The sequence below is a fragment of the Streptomyces coelicoflavus genome (assembly GCF_045041415.1).
In the GTDB taxonomy this organism is placed as follows: domain Bacteria; phylum Actinomycetota; class Actinomycetes; order Streptomycetales; family Streptomycetaceae; genus Streptomyces; species Streptomyces coelicoflavus.
The window spans coordinates 163,251-175,469 of sequence record NZ_CP108219.1; the positions used below are offsets into that span (position 1 = coordinate 163,251).

Here is a 12,219-nt window from a genome sequence, read left to right on the forward strand (position 1 = left end):
TCACCAGCCCGCCCGCTGGCACGGGTCCCAAGCGCGGGGGCTGTGGTGATGAGGTGTCAAGTCGAATTCGTGCAGGTTCAGTGCCATCCCGGCGGAGGACGCGGCGCCGGTCAGGAGGAACGGCAGATCTGTGGAGAGTCCCCGGCGGGGGACCCGTGCCGAGTCGAGGTACTGGCCCACCAAGCCCTGCAGATCACGCCAGCTCAGCGGACCCGCCGCAGGTGCGCGGCTCTGTTCCACAGCCCAGAATCCTTGCAGCAGCGTGAAGAACGCGGTTTCGTTGTCTTCCAACATCGGTCCGTAGATCAGACGGATGGCGCGAACCCAGTGCAGCACGTCGCGGGCCCGGCCTCGGTCCCCTGTCACTGCCACGGCGAGCCGCTCGAGTTCCGCGGCCGTCGGTTCCGGCCGGAATCCGGCCAGCCAGTCCCCCTCCGTGAGCTGAAGTCGAAGGTGCCCCTCATGGGCACCACCGGCCGGGAACGCTTCGCCGCCTCCCGCGGTGGACCACACCCAGCGCCCGAGACCGTTCGCCAGGACCTGTCCGACGACCGGGTGCACCAGCGGATCGTGGCGAGGCCGGCCGGTGAGGTCGGCCGTGGGGAACAGCAGGGCGACATCCAGCGGGAGTGCGGTCAGGTGGCTGTCGGTGGCGAAGAGGAAGTCGACGACGGTGGCGTGGTCGACGAAGACGGACGAGTCGTCGGTCAATGACAGCGCCATGGCCGTGGAGTCGCCCAGCAGGCCGATGGCGTAGGACGCGTCGAAGGGCAACTGCTGCAGTTCGCCCTCGCGCGGAACCGGACCTCGCGACACCTCGGTGAACCAGTGGGTCTCCGCCAGCTGGCCGTAGGCGCGCCGACGGGGGTCCGACCAGTCCTGGGCAGGCCGTGACGACACACCGGCCGGCTGGCCTTGCGCATTGGGGTGCCTGACGAGCGAGACCTGGTCCACGGGGACGGGAGCCCCGTCCAGCGCGGTGATCTCCTGGGGCCACTCCAGCAGCGGAGGGAGGGAGCCGGGGTCGTGGAGGACCCGGAGGGCGGCGCGTGCGGACTCGATGGCGGTCCGGACCCTGTCCTGAAGGGGTACCCGATCCAGAAGGCCTAGAGCTTCCTCGACTGCACGCTCCAGCACGGCGTAGGCATCATAGCTGTCGGACGACTCCCTTCCCAGAGCACGCAGAGCCAGCGCGTGCGCGACGGCCTGGGTCTCCTCGGCGTCCATCAGCGGGCGGGTCCTGCTGGGGAGCCGTGGCCGCCACGCCGAGGCGATCTCGAGGAACCCGGCGACGCTCTGGACGACCCAGTCGTCGACGATGGCCGACACGGACGAATGCAGGGCACGCTCCGAGAGCGGGAGGCGGTACGTGCTGGCGCGGTCGTAGGTCTGTCGACCGAGCCTTGTGAAATCCTTTACGGCGCGCTTCACCTGCGTCTTGTTCATACGCCGGTCGCCATAGCCGAAATGTCTGATCTCCGGCAGGATGAGCGGGACGGTCAGGCTGCCGCTGCCGCTGTCCAGCTGCTCGTAGTCCTTCATTCCGACCAGTTTGAACTGCGACACACGTTCGCCCTGGGGGGTGGCCCCCGTGAACAGGAACGTGGCCATTTCACGAGGCCGGTTGCCAAGAGCGCCGCCGATTTCGTCGAAGTACTGACGGCTGTATGGATGCTTCTTCCCTGCGCCGCTCCACAGCTTGTCCAGCTCAGGTGTCAGACGTCGCCGCGCATCCTCGCTGAGCTGGTGGTAGTTCCCGGCCAGGTAGTCGCGGACACGGGGGCGCAGGGCGAGTCGCGCATGACTGAAAGGACCCCGGAGCGCCGTCATGAGGAAGTTCTTTGCGAGGTGCCTGCGGCCGCTTGAAGACCAGAGGGCCATGACAGCCGGACCCGCCGCGAGGTGCTGGTAGGCCAGCCAGCTGTATCCCCACACCTCGTCCATCTCCGGGACGGCCGAGAGGAAGGGAACCAGGCTGCTCGGCAGATCGGTACGGCCGGTGACCTCGCCGGCGAATCGCAGTACCGCTTGCTCCCCGAAGAGTCGTCCAGAGAATATGAGGCTCTTGACATTGCTTATCGTCAGCCCGTCGAAGGCCAGGTCCTGGAGTTCCCTCAGCCCGACTGACGCTGTGCCCGAAGTGATGTGGACGTAGGCGGAACGGCCGCCGTCCACCGGCGCCGGATACACGTCGACCGACCGGCCCGCCCCGGTCGGCGACCAGCCGTCGAGGTCCGACAGCAGCGCCGTCAGCGGGGTGGGCGTCTGCCGGGCATCCACGCCGTTCAGCATTTCCCCGATTCGGTCCAGCTGGGCGAATATCTGCCTCTGTGACCAGCGGGTTCCTCTTTCCTGGGGGAGTACGGCCATGGGTCGGGTGACGATCTCGCCCACAGGCTGCGGGGAATAAGCGGGGGGTCGCTGACCCGGCGGCACCTCCGGCCGATTCAGGTACAGCCTGCCTCCGGCATCCTGCCAGAAGGGATAGCTGTCGGTGAAGATGCGAAGGCCGGGACCACGGGCGAGCAGTTCACCGCCCTGATGCCCCTCTATCGCAGGATTCTTGACGAAGAATACCCGGTGGTACTCCAACTCCAGGCCGATGGCACCGTAATCGCGGCCGGTCGCCGCGTCGATCAACGCATGTTCCGTGGAGGCCGACTCCGCGAAGCCCGGCAGAGCGTCCTCCACCACCCGACCGGTCGGATCGACCAAGACCGCCCGCGCGGACATCGGCGTGAGCGCCGGAGTGCCGGACGACAGCGCGAGCCCGGCACCGGCCGACACGTCCACCCACACCACGCCCTCGGACCCGCCCAGGTGGTAGGCCGCCCAGGCGTGTCCGAGCAGGGGGCCCTGGCGTCGTGCCAGGACGAACGCCACCGAGCCCGGCCCCATCGCGGTGACCGAGTCCACCAGCACGTCCCAGGAACGCACCCGCCCCCAGCCGGGCCCGCGCGCCATCGACTGCATGGCCGAGGCAGTGACCACCGCGTTGTCGTCCAGTGTCACGGCGGCCCGCACTCCACCCGGGTACAGCGCACTTCGCAGTGCCCCCACCAGGTCGAGGCAGCGGTTCACCGGCAGGACCCCGGTGGGCTCGCCCGCCGCCACCCGCCGTACCAGCTCCGTCAGCTCCCCCCGCGTCAGCGGTGTGGACGAGACGGCCGTGGACCGGGCCCCGGGCCACGGCGAGTGGCTGTGCCATACGGCGGCGGGTGCGGGACGGGTGGCCGCCTGGTTCTGTGAGGTGTGAGGGTGGTGCCTGAGGTGCCCGGTGTCGGCGACCTCGTAACGCAGTGGCTCGGCAGTGGATTCGACAGTCCGTGTGTACGCATACCAGTGCGCGGAAGGGGGCGCGGTGTCGGTGAACTGTGCCGGCCGCCTGGCGTCGGTGCGCGCTGGAGCCTCGTCGTGGGCCTTGTCCAGGGCGTGCCCGGCCTGCTGCTCCGGGGACAACGCGGTTTCGGGAAAGTCTGAGGAATCCTGCGTCGAGGCGGAGGCCGGCTTCTGGTCGCTCTGCTCTTCCGGCAGGCGTGTGAGCCGGCCGTTCCCGTCGTCGGACGGGGTGTGCCTGACCTCCTGCGCCGTGGCTTGCACCGAGGCCTGCTTCGGGTCGGCGGCACCGCGCGGAATCACATCGAGGTTCAGCGAAGGTGCTGGTCGCGGAGCGAGGTCCGGTTTCGGCCGCGTCGTACTCCCAGGCCCGGCGATGGTGCCGGCGGTGGCGGCGTCCCCCTGCGCGCGGCCCTCCTGCGTGCGCGGCTCGGCTCCCTGCTTCGCCGTGAAGCGAGCGGCCAGCTCCGACAGATTCCTGACCGCCGGCGCTCCGGCCATGAACTCGTGGGCCAGCTCGACGACCTGGACGCGTTGCGGCCGGCTCACCGGGACACCGTCGTCCAGCGACAGGACCCGACGGGCGACCGCGTCCAGGTCCAGCAGGCCGCGGGGCTCTCGCAGGGCCGCGGCCCGCCGGTTCAGTCCGTCCAGCCATTCAAGCGCCCCGACCAGCTCCGGGTACACCGCGGTCGTCGAGATGCCGGGACCGTACAGCTCCGCCAGCAGCTCGCTGAGGTGCGCAACTGTGTCGGGCGCGCCGGCGTCGGTGAACTTGTCCTCCTGGGGTGCGCCGCCGCGCAGTCCAGGCCGCTCGAGGCCTGCCACCGCGTGGGCGATGTCCTGGCTCACCTCCCGGGTCGGCCTGCCACGCTGCCACCTCGCCAGCCGGTCGAACTCCGCGGCGACCCTGGCCGCGTCCACCGGCTCCCGGCCGAGCGCGGCCAGGGCACGATTCACCCCCGTGAGCAGGTCCGCGTCCCAGCCCCGGCCCTCGTCCGCGTCCGCGTCCGCGGTGACCGTCTGCGCGGGTGCCGCCTCGATGGTGTCCGTGGTGGTTGTCTGTGCCGGTGGTGCCTCGTCGGTCTCCGGAATCGACGTGATCGTCACCCCGGTGTTGCCCGCGTCCACCGTAGATGCGGGGTGCTTCACCGCGAGGAGGCCGTCGAGCGCCGTCTCCAGGCCGCCCTCGAGCTCGCCGGTGTCCGGGTCGATCGGCAGCATGCCGATCAGGCCGTCGGGAACCGTGATCCTGACCGTGCCGTGGGGCCCGTACACGACGGCGGTCACATGGAACCGGTAGTTCCGGAACGTGCCCTTCGAGCGCTCCGCATTGCGTTCGTCGGTGTCGCCCAGCGCCGCCGAGCTCTTGCGGCCGTGCATCCGGTCGCTGATGATGACGGGCGCGCCGCCGGAGAGCTTGCTCTCGTCCGCCTCGCCGCCCATCTCGGGGCCGAGCGCGACCTTCCACCCGCTGGCCCGCTCGGTCTCCCGCTTCTCCTCCTCGTCGCTCTGGGTGTAGCCGCGCTGCTTGATCGCCGGGGTGTTCAGCGGGCCTTCCGGCTGGTGCAGGACGTCGGCGTCGTCCAGGTCGAGACCGACGACGAGTTCCTGGTCTCCGACCCTGACCTTGTACGCGTGGCGCAGCAGTTCCTTGATGCGCGCCCGCATCATGCCGTGACCGGTGTCGTGGTCGTAGAGCCTTCCGGCCTGGGTGAAGTGGAACTCGTGGAAGTTCGGGGGGTGCCCCGCCCGCGGATTCGGTGTGGTGCGGTGCCGCACCGCGGTCAGCAGAGCCCAGCGCGAGATCTCGAGGGCCGCCGGCGCCACCGACCAGGGATGCAGGCCTTCCAGCAGCTCCGCCGGAAGTTCCCGGCGGGGACGTATGCCCGGATTCTTCTGCCAGGTGGTGATCGAGCCGTCCCAGACGACATCGGTGTCCCGGTGGGCGGTGAGGTCGACGGGCCGGCCCGGCTGTTCCGTCGCCGTGGTCAGATGCCGGGGCACGAGGATGTCGAAGCGCGCCGTCACCTCCGGACTGTTGTCCGCGGTGCCGTCTCCCGCGTCGTACCAGAGCAACGGGGACTCGCCGCCGACCAGGTGGTTGGTGACGCGGTTGTAGAGCCAGGCCGCACCACGCGCCGGCCCGGCAACGATCTCCGGCAGCTCACGGGTGAGGGCCGTCTCGATCCGGAGCGTGATGCCGTGGCCGAGTTGCTCGGACGCCTCGCGCGGGGCCGCCCGGTAGATCGAGACCTCCTTTTCCGTGGTTTCCCGCTTCGTACCGCGCGAGGAGACGTACTCGGCGGATCCCTCCACGCCACCGTGTACCGATCCGCCGGCCCGCGCCCGGGCGTGGACGCCCGCACTGCGCTCCACCCCCTTGGACTTGCTCGCGGAGTTCTCCCGCTTCGCCTCGCCCCGCAAGGTGAGCGTGACGTCCTTCTCGGATGTGGACGGGCCGGCCGCCTCAAGCCGGGTCACGGTGACCTTCACCCACAGGTACTGGGTGACGCCCCACTTCCGGGCCAGGGGTATCCAGCGGTGCACGCCCTCGTGCGAGAGCAGCTCGGGCAGCCTGGACCGCAGCTTGGGTCCCTCGAAGGCCCCACGCAGCGCCAGCCACAGTCTGGTGGGGCGGGGCGACGCGTTCTCGCCGTCCTCAGGGGGGAGCAGACCCCGCTTGCGCACCCGCCTGAGGATCTCGTCCAGGACGGCGTCCGCGTGCAGCGTCGCGCCGTGACCGATGCCGGAGAGCATGTCGGCACTCAGGTACGACCGGAACTGCGCAGCCGCGGTCTCCCGGGCGGTCGTGTCCTGGTCGGCGGAGGTCGCGGCCTGGGGCGGTGCTGTGACGCTGCTGGGGGACATCGGGCCCGGCGTCGGAGCCACGAATGGCATGATCTCGTCGACCCTGCGCTTGGAGATCAGGAGGGCCAGGGAATCGCTCGCGCTCAGGTACCGGGTCGTCTCGCTGGGCCGGGCCTTTCCCCGCCACCGCAGGTAGGTGACCTCGAACACGGTCGTCGTCAGCGTGGAGACCGCCCCGCTGTTGTCCGTCGACCGGGAGATGACGATCGGGCCGTCCGCCCGCACCGTGCCGCTGCCCCGTACATACCCGGCCTCAGCCTGTCCCTGTACCGTCAGGCGGCCGCCGGCGCCCTGGTAGTCGTGCGACGCCTCCCTGCCGAACCTGGCGTCGAGGCCCAGAGCGGCGTCGACACCCAGACTCTGCTCCCGGGACCTGTCCACCGAGAGGGTCTCGGATCCCTGGAGGTAGTCCTCGAGCTCCACATTCTCGCTGTCACGCGGAGGCGTCGGAGCGTGCGTGTACTGCCTGATCCGGAACGCCTGTTCGTAGGCGCCGTCCTTCGGCAGCCCGAACTCGAACCCGAACCGGCCGACCATCTCCTCGAACCTGGCCGCGAGGAACGTCGGGTCGGCCAGATCCCGGACCGTCTCCGGCCACCTCTCCGGGGTCTTCAGCCAGGCGTCCGGCAGTGCGTGCGCCTTGGCGTACATCCCCGCGGCCAGTCGCGCCAGCTCGGGCAGCATCGCGTACGACGCGTAGGTGCCCTGCGTGCCGGAACTGAAGTCGAGGGGCTGTACGAGCTCCGGCAGGGTCTTGCTGACGCGAACCGTACGGGCCTGCTCGGCCCGCTCCTGTGCGATCGGCCGGTCGGGGAGGTGCTCGACCGGGACGGCGACGCGGAGGACCGCGGGCAACCGCTCCGAGCGGTACGACTGTTCACCCTCCGGCGACACCAGCCAGCGGTACCTCATGCGGTACCGGTACTCCCGGGCCCGCCCGTCGGTCTCGGTGCGCTGGTACGACTTCGCCGTCCCCTTGCTCTCTATTTCCTTCCCGGCCGAGAAGCCGCCGTGCAGGCCGAACGTGCCCACTTGAATCCGGGGGTAGGCCGGAACTCTGCCGCCCCAGGCTTCGAGGGTGTTCGCGTGCGGCGGCTCGAGCACGGCTCCGCCGCCCGCGCCGAACTTGCCCTTGATCTTCCGGCCGCGTTGGGCGGTGACCGAGGTCGCGGTCACCGTACGGGTGTTGATCCGCATGTCGTAGCCGTGATCCGGCGGGTTGCCAGGGTTGACCCGGTCGGTGAGCGGGTTGGGCTCCTTGATCAGTTCGCCCCATGTCGCCCACAACGCGACGTTGTACCTGCGTCCGTCCAGCTCGATCGTCTTGTAGACGCCGAGCATGGCCTTGTTCACGTCGGCCTGCTGGGCGGCGGAGCTGAAGAAGCCGGTCAGCTTCGCGTCCGCATCGGACCAGTCGGCCTTGGCGGCCCGCGAGGCACCGACCGCCGTCACGTGAAAGCGTTCGACGGCGTCGCGGATGTCGGACTGGAGTGTCTCGAGTCCGCTGACACCGATCGGGGTGCCGAACTCGAAACCGCGCCGGGAGGCCAGGAAGAGCGGTTCGCCCGGATCGGGCACGGGCAACTCGGGCCGGTGTCCCCCAAGCAGATCCCGGCGCAGCGGGGGCTTGTGCGTCGGCAGCCTCAGCACGTCCCGGGCGGCCGACGAGGTGAACACACGGTGCGGGCGGTCCTTCTTGTCATCGTCCTCGCCGGCCGTCGGCCGCAGATCCGGGGTCCACCCCTCGCCCACCGTCTGGAGGACGAACGCGGTCGCCTCCCGCTGCGGCACGCTCAACTCGCCGACCGTGGTTTCCTTCACCGGTTTCACCGAGTGCGTGGTGGACTCCACCACGGCCACCACTCGTACACCCGCGGCATAGCGGGACTGGGTGCCGGAGATGTTCAGCACGGTGTGACTCTGGTGCTCCGTGTCCAGGGAGTACCCCGCGTCACGGGTGCCGGACACGAGGGCGGTGATCGCCGGGACGAGGCCCGTCGCCTTCGTCGTCTTGTCGGTGGCGTCCTCGTGGCCGCCCAGGCCCATGTCCTCGGCGGGTGTCTCCCCGACTCCCAGCACGTTGAAGGCGACACCCAGGCCGGCCTCGGACGCGCCCTTGTACGACGAGGTCTGGCTGACGCCCACTCCGAAGTCGTCCCTGGAGCCGAACTCGGTGTCACCCACGTACTGGAGGCTGCTTTTTTCGATCCGCAGCCGTACATGTCCCTTGAAGGAACCGACCAGGAACGGGTCGCGCACCTCGACGCTGCCGGACGTGTCCCCGCCCGACCACCAGTTGTAGCGGTTGCGCGCGGTCGCCTCGCTCAGAAAGCCCCGGCGCGAGTCCATGCCCAGCCCGGTCATGAACTTCTGCACGGCCCTCGGGGTCAGTCCGGCGCCCAGCAGATTGCGGTGCAAACCGGCGACGACCGGTGTCATGTCGATGGCGTTGAGCATGTCCCGGGCCTGCGTCGAGCCGGTCCCCGGCCGCCGGGTCCGGGCCTTGTACGACGCCTCCGGTGCGTCCACCGAGAGCTGGGGCGTGTTCTCCTCGCTGAAGACCGTGGGCAACGCGACGCGCAGTCGGTGGTGTTCGCGGTCGAGGTCGTGGGCTGTGGTCTCCTCGCCGCCCACGAAGACCCGTATCCGCAGTCCGGCGTCGAACTCGGTGAAATCGTTGATGAAAGCCTTGCGGCCGGAAAGGATGGTGTCCGACCGGCTGGTCGCCTTCTCCCTCGTGGAGCTGAGGGCCAGACGGGGGGAAGGCGCTCCGAAGGACGTCGCGGCCACCTTGGCGCCCGCGTTGACGAGGCTGATCAGCAGGCCCTCGATGCCGTGCGTGGTCTCGCTGGAGGTCTCCTCGCCGATTGTCGTGGAACTGAAGCCGACCTGGTATTCCTTGACACCCTTGTCCGGGCGCGCGGGGGCCGGGACGAGATCACGGAGGGTGGGCAGCAGCCACACCAGCCGTCCCTCGATCACCAGCGTCTTCCCGACGGCGAGCAGGTCGTCCCATGCCTTCCCGTCCGACGTCGACAGGACCTCGACGAGCGCCTCGCCGATACCGTCGCGGAGTCGTCTACGTTGTTCGTCCGTGCCCGGGAAGTCCGCCATGCTCCGGTTCAGGGGGACACTCAGGCTCTGGGCGAGGAGCTCGACCCAGTGCTCGTGAAATACCTGGTCCGACAGGTCCGGGACCCCTGTCACAGTGACGGATCCCAGCGCACCCTGTCGCATGTACCAGGGCGTGCGGTCGGACTCCGAGGCCGAGGGTGCCACCGTGTGCGACTCGGCGTGCGTCTCGGCGGCAGGCTCCGTGCCGGGCGCGGAGTTGTGATATTCGACCGCCGGGTAGCGAGGGGTCTCCGCGAGGTCGTAGCGGGCGAAGCTCTCCCCGGTCTCGTCGTCGGACATGACCCTGCGCCCGAGCACCTGGAACGACGTACCCGGCGGATAGAGGGCTTCGCCCTCGCTGGGCCAGGCGGAGAAGGGGTCGATCAGGCGTGCCGTGGAGAAGTCCACCCGGGCCAGCAGGGCATGGCCCTCCGGCGCACCGAGCCCCTCGTACTCGGCCACGCGCGCCTGGGTCTGGTACTTGCGCATGTGCGACTCGGCCCGGTCCACGAGCAGACTGGTGCTGCGGAACCGGGGCTGGAACAGCTGGCCGCCGGTCTCGAAAGGCGAGTCCGCGGAAGGCCGATCGATGGAACCCGGCAGCCAGTCACCGAACCAGACCGTTTCGTTCACCGGAGGGAGCATCTCCAGCGCCTCTGCTGCCATGTCGACATGGAGGGACAGGTCGGTGAGCAGGCGATCGACCGCCCGGTCCACTCGGCGGCCGATCGCGGAGTAGGCATCGTCGGCTTCACGCCGGCTCAGTTCCCGCCGCCTCGTCCGGTCTGACAGATCCCGCAGTTCCTCGCCGATGCCGTCGAGTCCTGCGGCGTGCGTCAGCGCGAACTCGACCTCGGAGACGGAGGGCTGCCTCCACGCACTCCTCCACAGTCGGTTGCGCAGCATCTCCCGTGCGACGGCCGTGCCGAACCGGCCGATCTGCGTGTACATCTTGAACGTGACGTAGTCCCGCCCGGTGTAGCGGAACAGGGCGATCAGGTGCGCCGGCGACAGCGCACGCATCGCACGGGCACCCTCGTCGCCGAACCTCCGCAGCCACTGCTCGGCGGTGCGCACTCGGGCGTCGGGTTCGTCACCGGACCAGCTGCCGCTCAGAGCGGTGTGCAGTGCGTGCTCGACGTCCTCCGGGACCGCGACACCGCGGGCCGGGCTGACGCGCGAGACGAAACGCCATTCGCGCGCGTAGATCGTGTGATGCGGCAGGGCGGCGTCGAGGCCGAAGGCGTTTTTGGCCCACAGGTGCAACCGGGCGGCGTCCTGCGCGAGCACGGTGCGCTCCGAACTCGTACCGAAACCGGCCAGGTGGGAAGCCCGCACCACCTCGTGCAAGGAGTGGCTCTCGGTCAGGATCGCCACAGCGAGGACCGCTCGGCGGAACTCTCGCAGTTCGTCACTGTCCGCGCCCAGCGCCTGGTAGGCCTGCATCATCCACAGGGCAGGTCCGACGGAGCCGCCGACGTACCGGAATCCGCGGGAGTCGTGCGTTGTCCGGTCCGCGCCGCTGCGGAACCCGCGGCGGTGCGGGGGCCAGGGGGAGGTGATCAGCCCGGGGAGGGTGTGCCGCAGCGCCGTGGGGGACGTGCCGACCACCGCGTTGGCGAACCGCTGCGTCAGGGTGTCCAGGGACGGTTCGCTCCACAGGAACCGGCGCATCGCGTCGGCCCCCTGGAACTGCCGTGCTCCGCCCGAACCGTGGAAGAACGCATCGGCCGCGTCGGCGGGGCCGTGCCGATGGGCCAGGTAGCGGTACAGGCGTTCCACCGCGGTACGCATGGCCTGCGTGGTTCGCTCCTGCGACGCCAGATGGTGAGCCAGTTCGGTCTCGAAGGAGACGCTCCGCCGACGCCACTCCCAACGTTCGTACAACGCCGCGAAGCGTACCTTTCCCGGGGCCCCGGCGACCTGCCAGCCCGACACCGACCACGGGTTGCCCGTGCCGGCGTGCGGTACCGGTGCCGTCGGGAGCAGGGCCAGACTCTCCGGGATGTCGAGCATGCCGGTGCCGGTGATCCGCAGCAGGCCCGTGGAGCGTCCGTCCGCGGCCTCCAGCAGGTGGAGTTGGGCCAGTGTCCCGTCCGCGGTGCTGTCCGCCGGGGTAATCGCGGTCCGTCCGGTGCTGACGTACGCGTACGGCAGGTGAAGGGTGTCGACGATGCTCGCCACCCGCTGCGCGCTCGTCGGTTCCACGCACCCCAGGAAGACGAGAGGACCACGGGAACCGGTGCCCAGGTACTTGGCGATGTAACGGGTGATCACCGCCGGGTCGGCGCTGACCCGGGTACCACCGTAGTTCACCACGCCCAGGCCGTGGGACACCCAGAACACGGCGCCCGCCGCCGCCGTGACGGGAAGCGGCCGACGCTCCGCCACTCGGTGCCCGCCCGGTTCGACGCGCCACTCCCAGTATTGCGTCACGTCGCGCAGCCCCGCGTAGAAGGGGGCGCGCAAAGCCCAATTCCGCGCCCCGAACGACGTCAGGGCCACCAGGCTTCCGTCGCTCGCCCGAACGGTGTGGAGGGCGACGTAGTCCTCGGGCGCGGTCGCGCCGTGACCGGACCACGGGCTGTTCCAGTAGTCCGGTTCCGGGTACGCCGACACGTCCAGCGAGGCCGACGGCCCGACGCCCTGTGCGCCGCGTGCGGTGCGCAGGGCGAGCGCCAGGCCGGGCAGTTCCCGCAGGGCGGTGGTGTGACGTGCGGTCTGGACGCCCGTGTCGGCCCGGTTCTGGCGCAGGACGTGATCGGCGTCGGCCAGCCGGGTCGTACCGGTGTCGCGGGTGGCGGTCCGTTTGCGCAGGGTGCGGGCCGCGGAGCGTTCCGCCTTCCGGGCGCGCCACACGGCGGCTCCGCTCTGGCGCTGGAGACGGACGCGCTCCTC

1 protein-coding gene (cut by a window edge) is annotated in these 12,219 nt (G+C 70.0%); it reads right to left on the minus strand.

What is annotated here, in order from left to right; all coding sequences use genetic code 11:
• A protein-coding gene (locus OHA99_RS36600) for a hypothetical protein (RefSeq protein ID WP_331727951.1) crosses the window boundary here: on the minus strand, positions 1–12,219 show its final stretch. It continues 17,919 nt past the right edge of the window; only the last 12,219 of its 30,138 coding nucleotides appear in the window; its start codon lies beyond the right edge, outside the window; its stop codon occupies positions 1–3.